The organism is Dyadobacter sp. CY345, assembly GCF_021502725.1.
In the GTDB taxonomy this organism is placed as follows: domain Bacteria; phylum Bacteroidota; class Bacteroidia; order Cytophagales; family Spirosomataceae; genus Dyadobacter.
Genome location: NZ_JAKFFS010000001.1, coordinates 672,005 through 694,084 on the forward strand (window position 1 = coordinate 672,005; position 22,080 = coordinate 694,084).

The window sequence follows — 22,080 nt, forward strand, 5'->3', positions numbered from 1 at the left end:
AACCATTGTATGAAAGATTCAAATTTTGTTAAACAATTATCACTTCTCATTTTCTTACATGCCGGATTTGCCCTTCACGCGCAGACCATTTTGAAACCTGACCTGGCCAAACTTTTTAAGTCCGGGTCAATAAAAACCTTTAACCGAACAACATCTTTAACAGAATCAGGAAAAAGGAAAAATGTCATTCATCTGGATGAAAAGCCGGATGCTGGTATCGCCTGGCTGGATGGAATAGCATTTTCAGAAGGAACAATCGAATTTGATTTGAAAGGCAGAAATGTCATGCAGAAAAGTTTTGTTGGTATTGCTTTTCACGGTAATGATGATAAAAGGTATGACGCCATTTATTTCCGGCCATTTAATTTTAAATCGACTGAGACAGAGCGGAAAAATCATTCGGTTCAATACATTTCATTACCGGAAAATGATTGGCCGAAACTAAGAAAAGAACATCCGAACCAATATGAAAAACCGGTAAATCCTGTACCGGAACCTGATGAGTGGTTTCATGTGAAAATTGTGATTGAAAAAAAAGAAGTGAAAGTTTTTGTCGAACAGTCCGAGGAGCCAAGTTTGGTTGTCAGGCAGTTGAGTAACCAGGGAAATGGAAAAATCGGATTTTGGGTTGGAGATCAAGCAAGTGGCGATTTTGCCGATCTCAAAATCAATAAAAAATAAAAGTGTCCTGAAACTTCAAATGATTAGAAAGTCATGCTGAAAAATTATTTCAAAATCGCATATCGAAACTTGCAGCGCAGCAAGGCTTATACCTTCATAAATGTTTGCGGATTGGCGTTGGGGATAACCTGCGCTATTCTGATTTTTATGCTTGTTCGATATCATTTAAGTTTTGATAATTTTCACGCGAAAAGCGACAGGATCTACCGGCTGATCACAGAATTCCATGAGGAAACAATTGTCCAGGAAAATGGTGTCCCGTCTCCGCTTGGAAAAGCTTTTCGAAATGATTTTGCATTTGCGGAGAAAACAGCGAGAGTTGTATCGTATGGCCGACAACTCATTTCGCTGCCGAATTCAAAAGATAATTTAAAATTTGAAGAGAAAGAGGGGTTGGCCTATGCGGAGCCCGGGTTTTTTGACATTATGAATTTTCCTCTTTTGGAAGGTGATAAGAAAACTGTTTTGGCAAACCCGAATTCAGCGATCATTACAGAAAAACTTGCGATTAAATATTTCGGGAAGCCGAACGCCATCGGTAAGACGATCAGGGTCAATAATGGTACGAATTATAAGATCACGGGAATTTTAAAAGATCTTCCTGTTATTACCGACCGTCGGCAGGAAATTTACCTTTCGTATGAAAATCTTAAAGACGAAAATGCCTGGCTCGCCGGGGATAGTTGGGGAGGGGTTTATTCCGGCTCACAATGTTTTGTCTTATTAAAAGAAGGAATCTCACAGAAGATTGTCGAGAAAGCGCTTCCGGCGATTTCTAAAAAATATTACAGTCCCAAAGATGCAGGTACTTTTCAGTTTAAACTGCAACCGTTGTCCGACATTCACTTTAATTCGGAGCTGGGAGGTTATATGGAAAAGAAAAATCTGTGGGCGCTGGCGTTCATTGGTATTTTCTTAATTGTCACCGCCTGTGTAAACTTCATTAATCTTGCCACTGCCCAGGCCCTGAGCCGATCGAAGGAAATCGGGGTGAGAAAGGTTTTAGGTAGCCGGAAATCGCAGCTTTTCTGGCAATTTATTGCTGAAACAGCGGTTATCACAGGCTTTGCTGTGGGCATCGCCCTGATCCTGTGTTACGCCATTTTGCCTTATGTCAATACGCTATTTGAGTCGCAACTGACTATTTCTGTCCTATCAGATATTTCCTTGTTGGCATTTTTGGCTGGCCTGGCGTTAATCGTTACATTCTGTTCTGGTTCATATCCTGGTTTGATCCTGGCAGGTTTTCAGCCAATAGCAGCTTTGAAAGGAAAGCTTTCACAAAAAAATGTCGGAGGTTTTACACTGAGAAGAGGACTGGTGGTGGCGCAGTTTGCCATATCACAAATCCTGATCATTGGGACAATAGTGATCGCAAACCAGATGCGTTTTTCTCAAAAGACGGATCTTGGTTTTAAGAAAGATGCAATCATTATGTTGCCTGTTCCTGATAATAACATTTCAAAAATGAGCACGTTGAGATCAAGAATTTCGCAGCTTCCGGGGGTGGAAAACACGACATTCTGTTTAGCTGGTCCGGCATCAGAGTCAGAAAACAATTCCAAAGTAAAGTTCGACTCGCGACAGGAGGAAGAGTTGTTCTCAATCAATCTGAAATATGCCGATGACCAATATGTTCCGACATTTGGATTGAAAATTGTTGCCGGCCGCAACATTGTTCCGTCGGATACTGTACGGGAATTTCTGGTGAATGAGATGATGGTTAAAAAGCTGAAACTAAAATCATTAGAAGATATCATCGGTAAAAAGCTTAGTGTAGATGGTGGAAAACGATTTGTGACAATTGTTGGTGTGGTCAAAGACTTTCATATCAGTTCGTTCCGTCAGAGCATTGTGCCTGTTGGTATTGTTTCGCGCTATCAGGATTATCAGAATTTTGCGGTGAACATCAATGCGCAAAGCATAAAACCGACACTGGAATCCATTGAGAAGCTTTGGAGCGATACTTACCCGGAATATGTTTATAAATCCGAATTTCTGGATGACCGTATTGCTAAGTTTTATCAGCTGGATAACCTTATGCTGCAATTGATCCAGACTTTTGCCGCCATCGCGATTTTTATTGGTTGTCTGGGATTATATGGTTTGGTCTCGTTCATGGCCACTCAAAAAACGAAAGAAATTGGCGTAAGAAAAGTGCTGGGCGCGAGCATCGGAAACATTATCTGGATTTTTGGAAAGGAATTTGTGCGGTTATTATTGATTGCTTTTGTTGTTGCTTCCCCGTTAGCCTGGTGGGTGATGCGTGGATGGTTGCAGGAGTTTCAGTATAAAGCTGAGTTTGGAATAGGGATTTTTCTCGCTGCTTTGGCAGTGACTCTTTTCATTGCATTGGTAACTGTCGGTTATAGGTCTGTCTCTGCTGCTTTGAGAAATCCTGTGAAGTCGTTAAAATCTGAATAGAGACACCCACTAATTAATTTTCCCATTTATTTAAACAATTTGAAAGCATCATGCTTCGGAATTACTTTATCACTGCTTTCAGATATCTGTGGAAACAAAAGAGCTTTTCATTGATCAATCTTATCGGGCTGACTGCTGGTTTGAGTGTCTGTTATTTTGCTTTATCGTTCGTTGCCTTTGAGCTGAGGCACGACCGTCATCATGAAAATGCCGATCGCATATACCGTTTGGTGACTGACGTGAAAACGCCAAATGGCATTGATTATCTGAGCACGACAGCCCCGATTGCGCCAGCATTGCGGTCTGCTTTTCCGGAAGTGGAAGCAGCCACTCGAATTTTTCTTGACCATTTGATTATTCAAAAAGATAACGAGCAATACGCTGATGAAAAAATTGCATATGCTGATTCGTCGCTGTTTTCTGTCTTCACTTTTCCCCTGATCAGCGGTAACCCTGATAACATTTTGAAAGCTCCTTATTCGATTGTTTTATCAGAAACGAGTGCACATAAATATTTTGGGAATAAAAACCCAGTCGGAGAAACGCTGCTGGTGAATGGAAAAGACCGCGCGGAAATAACTGGTGTGATGAAAGACATGCCTCAAAGTTCACATTTCAAAGTTGATATGCTGGTTTCTTTGTCGACGCTGGGCGAAGAATGGCTGCGAAATTCGAAGCGTTTTTTCTTTTACACTTATATACTTTTACCCAGAAACTATGACGCCTCGAAGCTCGCTGCAAAATTACCGAATTTTGTAAAAACACATATTGATCAGAAACTTGGTGATTATTCGTTGACGATTGAACCTTTGAAAAGTGTATATCTCGACGGGAAACCAAGAGGCTCAAAAGCGGGGACTTCGGTTAGCGGAAACCGGAGCCATATTTATATTTTCTCGTTTGTTGCCGCTTTCGTGCTGTTTATTGCCTGTTTCAATTTTATCAATCTGACCACCGCATTATCAATGCAACGGGCGAAGGAAATTGGCGTGAGGAAAGTTTTAGGTACAACCCGAAAATCACTTATTTTTCAGTTTTTAGTTGAAGCGGTTTCGCTGACAATAACTGCTTTTTTTGCTTCGATGCTGGTTTGCAGTTTGCTGATTCCATTTTTTAATGATCTGACTGGCAAAATCATTAATTCTGGGATTTTTGAAAATCTAAACTATCTCCTTATTCTTTTCACGGCCGCCATTGTTATAGGTTTGCTTTCAGGAATCTATCCTGCATTTTTCCTGTCACGTTTTCAACCGGTAAGCACGCTGAAAGGAGGTTATGTTACGTCCTTAAAAGGTGTGGCTTTTAGAAAGGTGCTGGTAACGACTCAATTTTCAATTTCAATAATTCTGATCGTAGCGACAATCGTGGTTTACCGGCAGCTTCATTTTATGCAAAATCAAGCCCTGGGATTCAAAAAGGATCATAATCTGGTAATCGATTTCCAGTATGACGATAAGGTAATAAGTCATCAGGAGTCAATCAAGGAAAAACTGACAAGAATTCCCGGTGTAACCACGGCCAGTATTTCTTCAAGCATTCCTGGCCGGGCCAACCATCTTTTTCCGACAAAAATTGAAAATGCAGCGAATGAGATCCAGGAATTTCAGTCTGATACTTATTTCGTTGATTATGATTTTATAAAACAATATGGAATTTCAATATTAGCCGGCCGGTCGTTTTTAAAAGCGTTCAGTACAGATTTAAAAGAGGCAATTCTTATCAACGAAACTGCTGTAAAAAGCCTGGGTTTTTCAAATCCAAAAGATGTTTTGGGTAAGAGGTTTTCACAGTTAAACGCTAACGGATTGGTAATCGGCATCATTAAAGATTTTCATTTTCGCTCGTTTCAGGAGAAGGTTCAACCGCTGACCTTGCGTGTCGCGCCTGGGTTTTTTACTTACCTGACCCTGAATATTTCAGGCGAGAATATTCCTGAAAGTATTACCAAACTTGAAAATTCCTGGAAAGGACTGATGCCAGATCTGCCCTTAATATACTTTTTTGCAGATGAGGCCTACAACAATCAATATCGCGATGAGGAACGATTTGGGAAGCTTTTTATATGTTTTGCCACTTTCGCGATCATTATTTCCTGCCTTGGTCTGTTAGGATTATCTGCATTCAGTATCGCCCAACGTACCCGGGAAGTTGGCATCCGGAAGGTTATGGGAGCTTCTACTAGTGGTATCGTTGGATTACTTTCAATAGATTTTATAAAACTCGTCTTCTACGCTATTTTAATTGCAATTCCGGTCGCCTGGTTTCTGATGGAGAAATGGCTTCGGGATTTTGCTTACCGTATCGAAATTCCGTGGTGGGGATTTGTCATTGCGGCATTCATGGCAATAACTATTGCAATACTCACTGTTAGTTTTCAGGCAATTAAAGCTGCTACAATGAACCCCGTCAAGTCATTAAATAATTGATCGCAAAAATATTATATCGGATTCATTATTTGTAGTCAATCTTAGCAAACCGGTTTTCTCTGCATGCGAAACCGAACACAAATGTTCAATATCGCACAGTTTTTGTTATTTATTTATCTTAATAATCTCAAATTCAGATATTTATATCCTGGCATCGGTTTTTTAGGTTTAGAAGTCCATTAGATTTCATTTACGAATCATACTGGATAGGTTGCTAGGTAATTCAATCGTGGTCCGGATAATTATCTGGACCACGATTTCCACCAACGACAACCCATAATCTATTAGCTATGAAAATAAAATTACCTGCGTTTAACGGTCCAAGAAATTAGTAAACCGTCTTAAATCAAAACTGGCGTAAGTCAGAAACAAAAAAAGGCAGAAACGGAAAAGAATTCCGGCTTCTGCCTTTTTTACTTACCACTTAACTTTTAATTGGCTGGATCATCCGGAGTACTGGAGTTGTTCTGGCGTTCATTCGTTGGATAAGGATACCAGTCTCTATTGCGTTCCGATGCCGGACGGCCGAATCGGCGGCTGTCGTCAAGTTTTAAACCTGACATAAACAACTCAATTCCCCGGTTTTTATAAATTTCGGTAAGAACAGAAGTTGCGTCTCTCGCACCTGAATATGCAGGCAATGCCGCTCCGATTCCCCAGACGTCTGTCGTTTTTGTCCTTACCTTATCAAGCTCAGTAACAGCCGCGTCGATTGATCCTTGTCTGGCTAATATTTCAGCCTTGATCAATGTGATCTCACCCGGAAGATAGACCGGAATCTGAGCCGTGTTGGAAGTGAAAAAGCCGGTTCCAAGATTTCTTGTCGGAGCGGCGGTTTGCGTGTAGAAATTAACGCGTTTGTCGCCCGCTTCCGGTTTCAGCGCATCAGGCATTCCCAAAGCCGTATTCACAGGTTCAGTAACATTTCTGTTGCCAAATGAACTGAAGAAAATCGGATTCTGACTAACATCGTCAAAGTTAAACGCCGACTTTTTAGTCAGATCAACCTTGTTGGCCGCGGCAAGTGATTTATCATAATCACCCAGCATCAGGCTGTAACGAGCAATTAAAGCCTGAATCGTATTGGGCATATCGATGCTGTTCGCAACGCGGGTTGTGAAATCGGCAGAAGGTGCGGTTGCAGCAACGGCTGTCGCTGCGGTTTCTAATGTCGCTACGGCTTCTTTTAAAACCTCTTCACGCGTGTTGAAGGCAATGTTGTTCGCAGTTCCGATAGGTGCCTGTTGCCAGAATTCACCTAACGCACCCAAAGACAATGCACGAAAAATAGAGGCGTAAGCCGTTAATCCGCTTCTTAAAGCAGGATCGGCGGCAACCTCAATATTTTTTAGAATAATGTCAGCATTTGATTTTGTCAAATGACTTTGCGCCCACAAATTCGAAATGATCGCATTATTTCCCTGTACATTTCCAGATCCTTTTCCCAATAAGTCCAAATCGGTATTTCCTGCATTCAGTACCAAAAGCTCTTTGGTTGTAAGTCCGTTTGCAGAAATCATGGAATAAGTTACCCCGGCAGGACCTGCCGAATAGCGGTATTGTAAACCGTTGGCCAAAGAAATTAGTCCGTAGACATCGGTTACTACCTGCGTTTCGCTAGCTGAACTTGGGTTAAGAAATTCCTTTTGTTCGCAGGAAGAAACCGTCAGCATCCCGGCTGCAAGCATTGAATATATAAGTGTTTTTTTCATGTCGAAAATTGAATAGAGTGGGATTAGAAACTAGCCGATATTTTAACCTGATAAGTACGAGGAATTGGTACATTACCAAAATCCACACCACGTAATAAATCGCTGTTACCACCTGCGTTTGTCTCAGGATCAAAGCCGTCATAATTGTCCCATGATATCAGGTTACGGCCGGAAAGTGCAACGTTGATGTTACGTACATTTTTGATCACATTTGGCAGCGTGTAAGAAAGGCTGATCTCACGAAGTTTTACAAAAGAAGCGTCATCGATTCTCCATTCCTCCGTATTGTAAATCGAATAAACGTAACCGCGCTGCAATTCTCCTGTTAATTCTCTTTCAGCATAATCCCCGATTCCAACGCCCTGACGTGTCCGGCGATCCGCATTGAATACGTCAACACCCTGAACAGCATCCAGTAAAAAGCGGAATCCGAAGCGTTTGTAAGTCAGATTACTCACAAATGAACCCGTCCATTTTGGGTTAGGATTTCCAATTACTTTTCTAACGGTTGTATTGGTTGAGAATTGTCCGTCATTATTTTTTGGAGAAGCAGTATAGGCAAGCGGATCGGTCGTCGACTGCACACCTTTTTGAGATTGCGGCAAACCTTGCGCTGTCAAAAATTGAGATCCATCTTCATTACGTGCGAAGAAAGTTCCGTAAAATACGCTGGCAGCCTGTCCTTGAACAAGGTAGGATGGAGCGCCGGTTACAGAGTTCAATGCCACAAGCGGACTTCCCAGCTGTGTGATTTTATTACGGTTCTGGCTATAAATTATACTGACATCCCAGGTAAGATCTTTTGTCTGGATTGGCGTATATCCAAGGCTCACTTCGTAACCTTTGTTCTCCATTTCTCCCACATTGTTGATAATGCTCGTTCCGCCAGACGACGGAGCCAATACACGGTTCACAACCAGATCCGTGATTTTTTGAGTATAAGCTGTAAGTCCCAGCGTCAGTTTATTTTTCAGGAAAGTAAAGTCAATACCTCCTTCATTTTCTGTCATAAATTCTGGTCTTACGCGTTCGTTCGCCAGTGTTGAACTTGGCAAAATGGTGTTCTGTCCAAGAAAGGGAACAGAATTAAATTGCCAGAAACGGTCGTAAGTACCAATACCCGTCATGTTCCCCGATTTCCCCCAGGAGTAGCGAAGTTTGGCGGAGTTGATCACTTTTCCAATACCCTTTTCTTCCCAGAAACCTAAGTCGGAAGGGATAAAACTTGCACTGAATTTAGGATAAACCTGATTGGCTTCCGAAGAAGAAAACTTGGAAGAACGATCGCTTCTGACAGCTCCGGTAATAAATGCGAGGTTTTTGTATCCAAAAGTTGCCTGTCCGAATACCCCAAACAAATCCCACTGATCAAGTCCGTAGGTTGCTTTCACGGTCGTGCTCGCCGCTCCGTTCACTGTTTCAAACGAAGGAGCAAGATTTTGTCCGTTGGAAGCTGAAATGTCTGTTTTGCTGTTTTGATAACTTGTACCAGCCGCAACGTTCAGTTTAAAATCTGGTGAAAGTTCGCGCTCGTAGGAAATGTTGATATCGTTGTTGTACAAGAAAGTATTTGCATTCACATTCGCTGCAAAACCTTTCGGGTAACGTTCAGCCGGTAAGCCTGATGAAGTTCCATAAGGATACGGAGGAATCAGGTTTTTTCCCAATTGAGAAAATACGTCGATACCAAAAACCCAGTCAATGTTCAGGCCTTTCAGCGGCGTCAGATTTAGTTGAATATCATTTACCGTCCTGTTAACCGCCTGCGTAAATTTCATTTCTTCGATCGTAGTTAGCGGATTGACACGCGTCGGTTCCACGCCTAACAGATTTCCCTGTGCATCACGTTGTGTGATATCGTAAATATTGTTGGTAATATTAATCGAGTTGATCGGACTGTAAAAAACGTTTCCGTTCGGTTTTTCATTTGAAAAACTATTGTTGTAAGTAAGCCCGGCAGAAAGTTTCGCCCAGCTCGCCAGCCTTTGTTCCAAACGAACACGAAGTCCATAACGCTGAAAGTCGGTTCCTTCGATTATACCCTGATTTTTCATGTACGAAAGCGAAGCATAATATTGCGTTTTCTCATTTCCACCGCTAATCGAAAGCGCGTTATCCGTTCCGTAACCAGTCCTGAAAATCTCATCCTGATAATCATAACGATTTACATCCACAAGATTTGTTGCAAGATTTGCCGTCACACCATCACGGGTAACCGGCGTAGTTGTTACACCTGGATTCGCCGAAATCTGTGCCGCGCTTAATCCTGTGATCGTGCCAAGTCTAAGAGAAGCAAATCCGAATTGTTTTCCATAAGTGCTGATTTTTAATTTCTTACGAAGTTCGTTTACATTTACACTTGTCGAGAAATTGATCTGTGGCGCTCCGCTTTTTCCGCGTTTCGTTGTTATCAAAACTACACCATTGGATGCTCTGGAACCATATTGAGCCGCCGCAGCCGCACCGTTGATAATATTCATCGATTCAATATCTGCCGGGTTGATATCCGACATACGGTTACTTCCAACTACCGCAGATCCAACCTGGTCAGATAAAGCATACTGCGAAACATTGATGGAAGCGTTACTTAAAATGACCCCATCAATAACATACAGTGGATCAGAATTTCCTTGTAATGACTTGATACCGCGTAAACGAATAGTCATCCCGCCGGAAGGATCGCCCGAGTTTTGCGTGATCTGTGCACCTGGGACTTTTCCTTGCAGCGCAGAAAATAAATTGGCAGATCCTGAGTTAGCCAGTTCCTTGGAGCTGATAGAATTGATGGCGTTACCAAGTTGTCTCCGTGTTGTTTTTATGGTTGAACCGGTTACTACAACTTCATCCAGCTGCGCGATTGCCTCTTTAACAGTGACATCAACAACTACCGAAGTCTGATTTCCCAGCGTCACTGCCTGACTTACCGGAGCATAACCGATGGATGAAAAATCCAGCGAATAATTTCCAGGTTTCAAATCAGAATTTAGGGAATAGGTGCCTTCCACGTCCGTGACCGTTCCGACAACTGTGCCTTTAATCAAAACAGATACGCCGGGTACACCCTGGCCGCTTCCGTCAGAAACCTTTCCTTTGATAGCATAGGATTGAGCAAAAGCTTCGAAGGAAATTAACAGTACCACTGCCATTGCGGATACGCACCGCAGGAAGTGTATAGGTAAATAAATCTTTTTTCTCATAAGTGACTTTTTTAGAGGATGACAGAAAAGCTCATAAAAACGCAATGGTCTCGACAAATATCTGCATATGCTTTTCAATTATCAATATGTGGTTTAAATTTTTTTGATAAATTTTTGTTAAAATGCCGTAGATAATTTTTAAAATATACTTTTGTTTAAAATTTTAGACTGCGAATGTCTTTAATTGTAGAATTTATTCTGAAAATACATATGATACAATCTTTGACCTCCATGATGAAGAAAGAGCGGCAGATGCTTATTATGAAGGAGATAAACCTGCATAACCGTGCACTTTCGTCCGATCTAAGTGTTTCTTTGAATGTTTCTGAGGATACGATTCGAAGAGATTTAAACGAGCTGGCGGAGGCGGGTAAACTTGTTAAAGTTCACGGGGGTGCATTATCCAAGTCATACCAGTTTAATTATCCGACTGTTGAGGCATATGCTTCTTCCGCCAAACAGGTCATTGCTCAAAAAGCATCTCAGTTGATCAAAAACGATATGTTTGTAGTGATTGGTGGTGGGACAACTGTCAGCGAACTGATCCGGCATATTCCTCTGGATACTACTGCTACTTTTTTTACAGTCAGTTTGTTAACTGCTTTGCAGTTATGTGATCACTCAAAAGCGACCGTTATATTCATCGGCGGGACCATTGCAAAAACTTCACAAATTAGTTCAGGGGGAGAGGTTATCAGTCGTTTTGCCGATATTCATGCGGATTTGTGCGTGTTAGGTGCAAACGGTATCAGTTTCAATGAAGGAATTACGGACTCAGATATGGAAACGGTACAGGTGAAACGCGCGATGATGAAAGCTTCTAAACAGACGGCAATACTGACCATTTCCGAAAAACTGGATTCAGTTCAGCGCTTAAGAGTTTGCGACCTTGATGAAATAAATTATCTGATAACGGAATTGGCGGCTGATAGCGGAGCGTTGAAAGCTTACAAGCGCGAAAGGTTGACAATTATTTAAAATTTCGTCCATATCAAAATTATTAAATAATAGTTATTGTCGCCCCGATGGGGCTGGTCTGTTCTGAGGCTACTCAAATTTCTACAATACTTTCATCCCTTCTGGATTGTTTCCTGGCAAACGTGGGTTCGTTGATAATTCGCTAGTATTGTCAACGAAAATTACATCAAATACAGGATTGTTCCGGTTGAAACCACGATTAAAAAATCCCGGAGTTATTAAAGGATTATAGAAAACACGATCAGTTGATCTGACCGAAAACCTCGTCGGAATTATTCTGGCTGAATCCACGATTAAAAAATCCCAACGGGATGAAAGTATTATAGCTAATAAGATGAATTGGTCCATCAAAACCCTGAAAGGGTGACATAATACTATTCGGGGATTAAAATCAATTAATAACTAAATCAAGGCAATGCGAATGCCACATAACTATCGCCCTTTTTCGTGCCTAATTTTGTTCCGCCACAGGCAACAACCACGAACTGTTTCCCATTAACTTCATAGGTGCTGGGCGTTGCGAATCCTGCCGCTGGCAACTCCGTTTGCCATAAAAGCTTGCCCGTTTTCTTGTCAAAAGCACGGAACATACCATCTTTTGTCGCAGCTATAAATAATACTCCGCCGGCTGTAACAACCGGTCCGCCATAATTTTCCGTACCTGTCGGAGCTATTCCCTTCGCCGTTAATTCTTTAAATTCTCCCAACGTTTTTTGCCAGACATGTTTTCCGGTGTTAAGATCAATGGCAGTCAAAGTACCCCATGGAGGGCTAATTGCAGGATATCCTTTACTGTCTAGAAATTTATTGTAACCATTGAATTTGTACGGCACCACAGGTGCTTTTTTTCCTTTTTTACTGGTGGCAACTTCCACTTTTTCATCTCCAAAAAGAAAATTTACCAGCGCCTGCTTTTCTTCTCCGGTTATGCTGGTGAAACCAGGCATCATACCCTTTCCACTCGTTATCAGCTTTGAAACAAAATCACGGTCGCGGCGCTGTCCGATGTCAACAAGAGACGGATAACCACTTTTCGGGTTTCCCTTTCTTTCAGGTCCGTGGCATACAACGCAGTTTAAGGTATAAACACGTTGACCGGGACTCAAATGGGAAAGTTCATCTTCTTTTGGTGTAGGGCTCAGACTGGCGAGCCATGGCATCTCATTCGCATTAACATACATAATTCCGTCCGGATCCACAGCAGCGCCGCCCCATTCCGCTCCTCCGTCAAAGCCAGGAAGCAAGAGGGTTGGTGTTTCTCCAAATGGTTGATAAAGTCCTTTTTTTGCTTTACGAAGTATGGATAATAAAGAATCCCGGTTTTCTGCGTGTGGATTTATATCGGTATCGGTCACAGTTTGTCGGGCATAAGGTGCTGGCAAAGTGGGTATCGGCTGCGTTGGCCAGACAATCTCCCCCGGCACATCACTTTTTGGAACAGGAATTTCTTTAATTGGATAAACAGGAATTCCCGTCACCCGGTCAAAAACATAAACGTAACCCAGCTTTGTCACCTGCGCAACGGCATCGATGATCTTATTGTCTTTTTTTATCGTTACAAGATTTGGCGGCGCCGGAATATCTCGGTCCCAAATATCGTGATGAACAAACTGGAAATGCCAGATCCGCTTACCTGTTTTTGCGTTTAATGCTACCAAACTATTTGCAAATAGGTTCTGCCCTGCTCGGTTTCCTCCATAAAAATCAAAGCCAGCCGAACCTGTCGGAACGTAAATGATACCTCGTTTCTTATCGATAGCCATGCCTGCCCAGTTGTTCGCGGCGCCGACTTCTGTATTTTTGTAAACATCTTTTGGCCAGGTATTATATCCAAATTCTCCCGGGTGAGGGATCGTATGAAATGCCCAGGCAAGCTCGCCGGTGATCACATTAAATGCCTGAACATTTCCCGGCGCGGCATCCGGCCCTTCCGAAAGCCGAAGCGGCATCACGATCAGATCGCCATACAAAGCTCCGGGCGTATTGGAAATCACAAATTTATCCTGCGCTGTTGGCCCCAATCCTTTTTTCAAACTGACGCGGCCATCTTCTCCAAAAGATTTGATGGGTTGTCCGGTTAGTGCGTCAAGTGCATACAGCCATGAATCGTATGCGAACATAATCCTGGATTCGTTTCCGCCGCTCCAATAGGTAACGCCTCGATTTGTATTCAATCCGCCACCTTTTCCAACTTTAAATCTCCATTTTTCTTTTCCTGTTGCGGCATCCAGCGCAAAAACCTGATTTGTAGCCGTAACTCCATACAATATTCCTTTGATGATAATCGGGTTACACTGCACCTGTCCGGAATCGAGGGAGTGGAATTCCCAGGCTTTTGTAAGCTGCCCAACATTTGTCGTATTGATCTGATTCAGCGTTGAATAATGATTTCTATCAGCGCCGCCGAGATATTCAGGCCATTCAACATCGGGAGCTTTTTGATTATTTGTGTATGTAAGTTTTGCAGAAATAGAAAATGCCGCGAGTAGTGCAATGGCAGGAATAAATATTTTTTTCATTGAAGAGTTCAGGTGTTATGTTGGAAGTGAAGTTAAGTGAAATGTCTCAAATATGGTAAAATTCAAATAAATTATTGGGTGATAGGTTTAGGCAGTCGTGGGCGCTTAACTTCAACATTTTTACAATTTAATTACATTAAACGGTAAAATTTAACCTAAATACCTAATTTAGCTAATCCTCAATTCATAGTTGAATCTGTATTTTGTGAGTTATAGAAAACCGTAAAATCCGGTTAAAACAGATCAGAAATTGAAATGAAAAGAAGAGATTTTTTTAGAAATTCCTCCCTCACGGTAGTAGCAGGTTCGTTGTTTTCGCCATTTGGTGTTTTTGCCGGAACCGAAGAGTCGAAAATTATCAGAAAAAGCGGTACAACGGCCAAAAATATTATTTTCATGGTCAGCGACGGTATGAGCACCGGCACCTTGAATATGGCCAGCCTTTTGTTACAAAGAAAAGAAGGTCGTCAGAGTCACTGGATGCAAATGTATCTTGATAATAAAGCAAAACGGGCTTTGATGGATACCGCTTCTGCAAATTCTTTTGTTACGGATTCAGCGGCATCTAGTTCTGCCTGGGGCGGGGGCGTTCGTGTTAACAATGGCTCGTTGAACGCAAACCCGGACGGAAGTTTTAACAAACCTATTTTACAAAAATTTAAAGAGGCTGGTAAATCCGTTGGATGCGTAACTTCTGTTCCGATCACGCACGCAACACCTGCCGGCTTTTGTATCAATAACAAATCACGTGGGGATCAGAATGATATCGCGCTGCAGTATCTACCGTTGAAATTCGACGTGATGATGGGTGGGGGACAAGATTATTTCGATCCTGCAAAACGGAAAGACAAGGACGATGTTTATAAAAAGTTTGATGAAGCAGGTTATGTGACTGTAAAAACCAAGAAAGAGTTATTCAATCTTTCTGCTTCGGAAACGAAACCTTTGTTAGGTGTTTTTGCAGATAATGGCTTGCCCTTCGCAGTTGATCACCAGAGCGATGCAACATTGCAGGAGCAAGTTCCGACTTTGGCGGAAATGACGAAACATGCGATTGACAAATTAAAGAAAAATAAAAAAGGCTTCGTGATGCAGGTTGAAGGCGGAAAGGTGGACTGGGCTGCTCATTCCAACGATTCTGCGGGTCTGTTATATGATCAGATCGCTTTTGACGATGCCATTAAAGTTGCTATGGACTTTGCTGAGCAGGATAAGGAAACGCTTGTAATTATTACGACGGATCACGGTAATGCCAATCCAGGATTATTTTCCGGATCTATGACCGAGAAAAATTTCGATTATATACACCATTTTAAACACAGCAACGACTGGGTTTTGAATGGAATAAACAGAAATTCTACTGTTAATCAGGTTATTGAAAGATTAGAGGAGGCGCAGGGATATGCGATCAAACAAGCCGAAGCGGAAAGTTTGTTGAAACATTACACGGTTTTGAATGAGGAAGGTCTTTACAATCCTAAAAAACTTCCGTTCAAAGAACTGGGTCAGATTCAGACCGCCTATACTTCGATTGGCTGGGCTGGTATGGACCACTCCGGAGATTATGTAGAGCTGGCAATGTTCGGTCCGGGAAGTGAGTGGTTGAAACCGTTTGTGAAAAATACCGATCTGCATAATTTTATGCTGGAAGTATCTGAGGTAAAACAAAGGATCTAAAAAACGTTTAGCAAGAAATTACTGACCGTCCGAAACCGTACACTTTTGTACGATTTCGGACGGTTTTTTATTTAGAATATTGCGTAACATATTGATTCACAGAAATAAATATTTCTGGCAAGGCTTTTTGAAAACTAAATAAACAAAAGAGGTTTAGAAACACAGTTCAAATGTCTTTATTCTTGTGAATCAAAACTCTCAAACCAAAATTCATAATGATCAAATTAGAAAAAATATCTAAGCACTATCCGGCTGGTTTCGGCAAAACATACGTGTTGCGCCATATTGATCTTAATATTAAGGAAGGTGAATTCGTCTCCATTATGGGGCCATCAGGATCCGGGAAATCAACTTTGTTGCACATTCTGGGATTGCTGGAAGAACCTTCGGAAGGAGAATATTTATTTCTTGATGAGCCGGTTCAAAAACTGACTGAAAAAAAACGTACAGAATTGCACAGACATCATATTGGATTTGTGTTTCAGGCCTATCACCTGATCGACGAGCTGACTGTTTATGAAAACATCGAAACGCCGTTGCTTTACAAAGGTGTTTCGGGTTCTGAGCGGAAAAGCCGCGTTGCCGAATTGCTTGACCGTTTTAATATGGTGGCAAAAAAGGATCTGTTCCCACATCAGCTTTCTGGCGGACAGCAACAGTTGGTAGGAGTTGCACGTGCCATTGTTCATAATCCAAAGGTCATTTTCGCAGATGAGCCAACCGGGAATCTCCACTCCGAACAAGCGGTCGAGATCATGGAATTGTTTCAAAAACTCAATCAGGAAGATAAAGTAACTATTGTTCAGGTAACACATTCGGAAGCCAACGCGACATATGGAAACCGTGTGGTGCGGCTGAAAGATGGCTGGCTCGCATAAGGTAAGTCACCGTCCTCTATCAATTATCTATTAGCCATGAAAAAAATATTATTATTCCTTTGTCTGCTTCCCGGATTATTGCAAGCGCAAAAAGTGCTGACACTGGCTGAATGTGTCGAACTTTTGTCAAAAAACAATTTGACATACCGGGCTGGAAATCTTCAGGCAGAGGCGGCTCAGGCACAATTAAGACAAACCAAGTCTCAGATTTTCCCTCAGATAAGTCTGGGAGCGAATCATAGCTTGAATTTGGGCCGGAGTATTGACCAGTATACCAATGCGTATATTGATGAGCTTTATAACTATAATTCGATCGGCGCAGGTTTTCAAATGCCTATTTTTCAGGGATTTAAAATTCAGAATCAGATTCGGCAAAATCAGCTTTTGAAAGAATCTGCGATGGAAAATCGTACGGCTGTTTTGAATGCGCAGACAATTCTTCTCTTGCAGGGTTACGTAAATGTGCTAGCTACTAGGGCGTTATATGAATCATTCGTTCAGCAAGTTGAGTCGTCCTTGCAGCAAGTCGACCGGGTTGAAAAGCAGCTGAATGCCGGTGTGGCGGCGCAAAGCACGTTATTTGAAATCAAGGCGCAGCTGGCCAACGACAGATTTGATATGGTTACGGCTTTGAATAATTATAAAACGGCTCGTCTGGCATTATTTCAAAGAATGAATATTGAGCCGGATGATTCGGTTGACTTTGCGGCATTGGATCCAATGGAGATGCCAGCCGATTCGAAAAATGCAGAAGCGGTTTATCAGGATGCTTTGAAACAATTTCCGGAAATAAAGGCTGCGGAATTGAGCAGGAAAAGTTTTACCTATTTGGTGAAATCAATTAAAGCAGACAATTTTCCATCACTTACTTTGGGTGCCAATATCGGTGCATTTTATGCTTCTACAAACCGTAACCTTGATTATTTCAATCAGCTGAATGCGACAAGAAATGGCTCATTAAGTCTTGGTTTGAACATTCCGATTATGGGCCGCTGGGTTACCCGGCCGCGTGTTGAATTTGCAAAAGTTCAGGAGCGTCAGGCGCAAAACCAGTTTGACATTGCCAAACAAATGTTACGTCAATCTGTTGAATTAGCCGTTTTGGATGTAAATAGTACAGCAGACCGTTTTGCCGCTGCGCAGGGACAATCGGAATCTTTGACTGCAAGTTTTGCGGTTGTTGAAAGTAAATTAAATGCCGGTACTGCCAATATTTTTGAATATGCGCTGGCAAAAGCAAATCTTGGAAAAGCCCAGGCGAATGCGATTCAGGCGAGATATGAATACATGATGAAACAGCGTTTATTGCAATTTTACCGCCAGGGTACCTGGATAGGAATTTATTAAACAGAAGAAAATTATCAGCAGGGATTGTGTGAATTAATCCTCTTTAAGAAAGTTAGTTAGGTGAATTTTGGTACGGTAGTATTTAGAGGCGACGTCGTGTTCGCCTCTTTTTTTTACATTTTTTGTTAAAAAAACTAAATAGTTACATCGGTTACTTAATCTTGATTATCTTGTCCGCTGAACCAACTATTTAACGTCATGAAAAAAACTCTTCTTTTCGGAATTGTCAGTTTGCTATGGCTGTCAATTCCTGTCAAAGCACAACTTGAAAAGGGTACGAAGTATCTTGGAGGTACGGTTAATCTTACGGGTGTTCATGGAAAATCATCGGTATCCACTACTACCAAATCAAATCAAGTTAATATCAGTCCTGAGATTCAGCTAGGGAAATTTATTAAAGACAACAGACTGGTAGGCTTGGGTGTCGGTGCAAATCTTAACCTCATTTGGTTTAAAGATAACTCCAACACGGATGACTATAAAAATAAAACAAATTATAACCAGTTCTTCCTGTCGCCATACATACGGCATTATAAATCACTGAATTCAAAGTTTGCCATTTTTCTTAATTCATCAGTTGATCTGTCGTATCTCAGCATAAAATCCCAAACTGATTTTTTAAGCAGTTCAGAAAACGGGTATGGTATTGCATTAAATATTGTCCCGGGTATCTCGTATTGGATTACACCGAGATTTGCATTAGAGTCTGATATTAATCTGCTCAACTTAGGTGTTGGGTATCAGGATTTCCTGAATACAAAAACGGTCTCCTTCAATTCGGCTGTGACAAGTAGCATTCCGAGTTACTTTTCAGTAAGAGCATCCTGGTATTTATCAAAAAAATAAAATACAGCTATGAAAAATATTTTCTATTTAGCGTTTCTGCTAGCTATCGGATTATCGCAATCTGTTCAGGCACAATATACTGGCAAACGATTTCTTACCGGAACTGCCGGAATAAACTTCAATAATACGAACCCTGCGAATGTTCAGGCTACCGCCGGTTATGGGTATAATTTTAGCTTTCAGAAAGGTAAATTCCATAGTGAAACCAAAGCATCGGGGTGGTCTTTATCCAGTAGCATGACTGGCGAAAACAGGGTGTATGAGATATATCGTGGGACGGCTTATAATAGATATGAAAAAAAAGGTATTGATAATATCGAAATTTCTGTCGGCCGCTTCTGGCAATATTATAAACATTTTACCGATAAGTTTGGCATATATGCAGGCCCGAATGTGTCACTTTCTTATGGGCAAAGCCATAAATATGAATTCCTGGGGCAGGATTTACAAGACCGGCATACCAATACTATCAGAGCGGCTTTTGGACTTGGAGCAGGAATCTATTACAGTTTTTCTGAGCGTTGGTGGATTCAAGGTAGTCTTGCATTTTCGAGGCCGATTTACGCAGAATATTCTTTCGGTAACGCCCGGAGCTTAGAGTTTGGAACGCGAAGTGAATCTACTACACTTAGTTACTCAGTCACGCCATCATTTAACTTTCCAAATGTTGGCCTCGGTTTACGATATTTTCTGAAGTAGAATATTTAAATCTTACTATTTACATTAAAATCTTAGTGGATATGCCTTATAAGGTATGTCCACTATTTTGTTTACAATGAAAAAGTATGTTTTTATTTTAGGGTTTTTCTCCATTATTGCGTGCCACAAACCTAATTTTAATGCACTTGACAAACCCTGGGAGCCTGATTATTCGGTCACACGCTCCGAAAGTGCCATTAAAGAATTTGAGAAACAGGATGCGGATAAGATGCCTGCACCGGGAGGGATCGTGCTGGCAGGAAGTTCAACATTTACCAAATGGACGAATGCTGATAAGGATCTTGCTCCTTTACCCATTATAAATCGCGGTTTCGGTGGCTCAACTTTGCCGGAAGTGATTCATTATTCCGATCAGACGATACTTAAATATCACCCTAAAACAGTAGTCATTTATTGTGAAAATGACATGTTTGGCAGCAAACCTAAATCTCCCGAACAGGTGCGCGATGCTTACGTAACACTTACCAAAATGATTCACGACAAAGAGCCGGATGCAAAAATTTATGGTGTATCATTGAAGCCGTCACCATCCCGTTGGAATAAGCGAGAGGATGTAGTGAAGGCAAATAAGCTGATTCAGGATTTTATAAAAAGCGACCGTAATCATGAATATATTGATGTTTGGCCCGTTATGATGAAAAACGGAAGACCGGATGGTACAATATTTTTAGGAGACAGCCTGCATATGAACGAAGAGGGATATCGTCGTTGGACAACAGTTTTAAAGCCGATTCTGGAAAAATCCATGTAGAAAACCGAACTTCCGACATTAAGCTATTCGTTGAATAAGTAAGATTTTAAAAAGTCGGGGTAGGGGTATAGCTTTTAAAGTAAAGTCACTATATTAACCGAAAAAATAGATTTCCGTAGATTAAAAGTGATAGCGCATTTAAAATAATGAAAGTAACGGCGGTTTTTGATATTGGCAGGACCAATAAAAAGTATGTACTTTTTGATGAAAAGTATCAGATTATAGAAGAAGTTACAGAATCACTTCCGGAAACGACGGATGAGGATGGATTTCCAACAGAGAACATTGAACTCCTTACTGAATGGGTTCAGGAACGCTGGGCTGATCTGAAAAATAATCCTAAATATCAAATTCAGGCTGTGAACGCGGCTGCCTATGGCGCAAGCTTGGTGCATTTGGATGCCAGTAACAAACCGGTCACACCGTTATATTCTTATTTAAAACCGCTTCCTGAGTCTTTATTAAATCAATTTTACAGTACTCATGGCGACCCGATGAGAATTGCTCTTCAAACGGGTTCACCACCAATGGGCATGTTAAATTCAGGTATGCAGCTCTACTGGCTGAAATATACCAAACCGGAAGTTTATGCCAAGATTGTTTCTTCACTACATTTGCCGCAATATATTCTGTATCTACTGACTGGCAGAAAAGCAAGTGATTACACGTCAATAGGTTGTCACACAGCACTTTGGAGTTTTGAAATGTGGGATTATCATGACTGGGTGAAGAATGAAGCGATTCAGAAAAAACTTCCTCCTGTGCTTGCATCATCTTCGTTTATTTATCGTGATGGTGAAAAAGCGATTCAGTCAGGATTTGGTTTGCATGATAGCTCTTCTGCATTGGTACCATACCGCATGGCTGTAAAAAAGCCGTTTGTGTTATTATCGACGGGAACTTGGTGTATCAATTTTAATCCGTTTTATTCTAAACCGTTAACTTCTCAGCAGCTCGACCGTGATTGTATGAACTACCTGACTCCGGAAGGAAGCGGGGTAACTACTTCCCGTCTTTTCATGGGCAGAGAACATGATTTTCAGGTAAAACGAATTGCTGAATACTTCCATGTTGATGGTGACTTCTACAAAAAAGTAGCTTTTAACGAAGAAATTTTAAAAGCAGACACGCCGAAATTTTATGCAGCTTGCATGACTGGCAACGGGCCGTTCCCCGAAGCAAATACGATGGAGTGGCAGGTAAGTGCTTTTGCATCTCCGGAAGCGGCATATCACCATTTGTTGAAAGGACTTACAGATATGCTGAGCGTTTCGTTGAACCTGATTGGTATCAACGAAGTACAAGCGATTTATATTGACGGTGGATTTTCGAAAAATGAGATCTTTACCAGACTTGTAGCACGCAATTTCCCTGAGCATAAAGTATATGCAACTGATTTGCCTTACGCCACTTCACTTGGTGCGGCGCTTCATGTTACTCGTCCTCAGTCATTTGAGTTTATAAATGAGATACTGGAAGTTGTAGCTTAGATATTTTTTGTTTTTTTAGGAAGCCTTGGAAGTTTATGACTTTTAAGGCTTTTTATTTTGCATTAAGACAAGAATACTAAACCTACTCTTTTCACCGTATTATCTTATTATGGTGCATTACTTATTGGCTGATTGATCGTCTTAATCTTCAAGAGTTTAGTTGATGATTATTACGCCCCATGATAGAAAGTATTCAGCACATCTAAGCTTTCTCCGAACCTTGTTGAACGTATTAGAGAAATATTATCTTTGTTAGATACAGCGGAAACTGTTGAAGAGCTGGATATTCCGGGATATCGCTTACATAAACTAACAGGAAATCTTAAGGATTTCCATTCTTTAAAGGTAAATGCCAATTACCGGATTATTTTTCGCTTTTTTGAAGGGAATTCTTACGATATTGACTTTATTGATTACCATTAAATACTATCAAC

General features: G+C 41.3%; 14 protein-coding genes and 1 pseudogene. 12 read left to right on the forward strand and 3 right to left on the reverse strand.

What is annotated here, in order from left to right; genetic code table 11:
- Positions 1-9 precede the first annotated feature (9 nt).
- The 3 genes from L0657_RS02890 to L0657_RS02900 are packed head-to-tail and all read left to right on the forward strand — an operon-like array spanning position 10 to position 5,531.
- Entirely contained in the window at positions 10-681 is a 672-nt protein-coding gene (locus L0657_RS02890; protein ID WP_235148891.1) for a hypothetical protein, read from the forward strand.
- A 33-nt stretch (positions 682-714) separates the two neighbouring features.
- On the forward strand, positions 715-3,105 hold the full coding sequence (locus L0657_RS02895; protein ID WP_235148892.1) for an ABC transporter permease: 2,391 nt from the start codon (positions 715-717) through the stop codon (positions 3,103-3,105).
- A 50-nt stretch (positions 3,106-3,155) separates the two neighbouring features.
- The gene (locus L0657_RS02900) at positions 3,156-5,531 is read left to right on the forward strand and encodes an ABC transporter permease (protein ID WP_235148893.1); all 2,376 of its coding nucleotides are present in this window, start codon (positions 3,156-3,158) and stop codon (positions 5,529-5,531) included.
- Positions 5,532-5,962: 431 nt separating this feature from the next.
- Here the strand turns inward: L0657_RS02900 and L0657_RS02905 are convergent, their stop codons facing one another.
- Complete coding sequence (locus L0657_RS02905; RefSeq protein ID WP_235148894.1) at positions 5,963-7,243, reverse strand: RagB/SusD family nutrient uptake outer membrane protein; 1,281 nt, start codon at positions 7,241-7,243, stop codon at positions 5,963-5,965.
- A gap of 23 nt (positions 7,244-7,266) precedes the next feature.
- Complete coding sequence (locus tag L0657_RS02910; protein ID WP_235148895.1) at positions 7,267-10,440, reverse strand: SusC/RagA family TonB-linked outer membrane protein; 3,174 nt, start codon at positions 10,438-10,440, stop codon at positions 7,267-7,269.
- A gap of 231 nt (positions 10,441-10,671) precedes the next feature.
- On the opposite strand from L0657_RS02910, the gene L0657_RS02915 reads away from it, so the two are divergent.
- Positions 10,672-11,418 (forward strand): DeoR/GlpR family DNA-binding transcription regulator, encoded by a 747-nt coding sequence (locus tag L0657_RS02915; RefSeq protein WP_235148896.1) that lies wholly within the window; start codon positions 10,672-10,674, stop codon positions 11,416-11,418.
- 407 nt (positions 11,419-11,825) lie between these two features.
- On the opposite strand, the gene L0657_RS02920 is transcribed toward L0657_RS02915, so the two are convergent.
- Complete coding sequence (locus L0657_RS02920) at positions 11,826-13,937, reverse strand: PQQ-binding-like beta-propeller repeat protein (protein ID WP_235148897.1); 2,112 nt, start codon at positions 13,935-13,937, stop codon at positions 11,826-11,828.
- Positions 13,938-14,192: 255 nt separating this feature from the next.
- On the opposite strand from L0657_RS02920, the gene L0657_RS02925 reads away from it, so the two are divergent.
- From L0657_RS02925 to L0657_RS02960, 8 genes and pseudogenes are all read left to right on the forward strand, one after another.
- Positions 14,193-15,614, forward strand: coding sequence for an alkaline phosphatase (locus L0657_RS02925; protein ID WP_235148898.1), 1,422 nt, complete (start codon positions 14,193-14,195; stop codon positions 15,612-15,614).
- Positions 15,615-15,829: 215 nt separating this feature from the next.
- Positions 15,830-16,492, forward strand: a complete 663-nt coding sequence (locus tag L0657_RS02930; protein ID WP_235148899.1) for an ABC transporter ATP-binding protein — start codon at positions 15,830-15,832, stop codon at positions 16,490-16,492.
- A 36-nt stretch (positions 16,493-16,528) separates the two neighbouring features.
- Positions 16,529-17,839 (forward strand): TolC family protein, encoded by a 1,311-nt coding sequence (locus tag L0657_RS02935; protein WP_235148900.1) that lies wholly within the window; start codon positions 16,529-16,531, stop codon positions 17,837-17,839.
- A gap of 198 nt (positions 17,840-18,037) precedes the next feature.
- Entirely contained in the window at positions 18,038-18,685 is a 648-nt protein-coding gene (locus tag L0657_RS02940; protein ID WP_235148901.1) for an outer membrane beta-barrel protein, read from the forward strand.
- A gap of 9 nt (positions 18,686-18,694) precedes the next feature.
- Positions 18,695-19,384 (forward strand): hypothetical protein, encoded by a 690-nt coding sequence (locus L0657_RS02945; RefSeq protein ID WP_235148902.1) that lies wholly within the window; start codon positions 18,695-18,697, stop codon positions 19,382-19,384.
- A gap of 76 nt (positions 19,385-19,460) precedes the next feature.
- A complete protein-coding gene (locus L0657_RS02950; RefSeq protein ID WP_235148903.1) occupies positions 19,461-20,156 on the forward strand; it encodes a GDSL-type esterase/lipase family protein in 696 nt (231 codons plus the stop codon).
- A gap of 146 nt (positions 20,157-20,302) precedes the next feature.
- Positions 20,303-21,646 (forward strand): FGGY-family carbohydrate kinase, encoded by a 1,344-nt coding sequence (locus L0657_RS02955; protein ID WP_235148904.1) that lies wholly within the window; start codon positions 20,303-20,305, stop codon positions 21,644-21,646.
- Positions 21,647-21,859: 213 nt separating this feature from the next.
- Positions 21,860-22,069 (forward strand): annotated as a pseudogene (locus L0657_RS02960) (type II toxin-antitoxin system RelE/ParE family toxin); the annotation flags it as partial.
- Positions 22,070-22,080 lie beyond the last annotated feature (11 nt).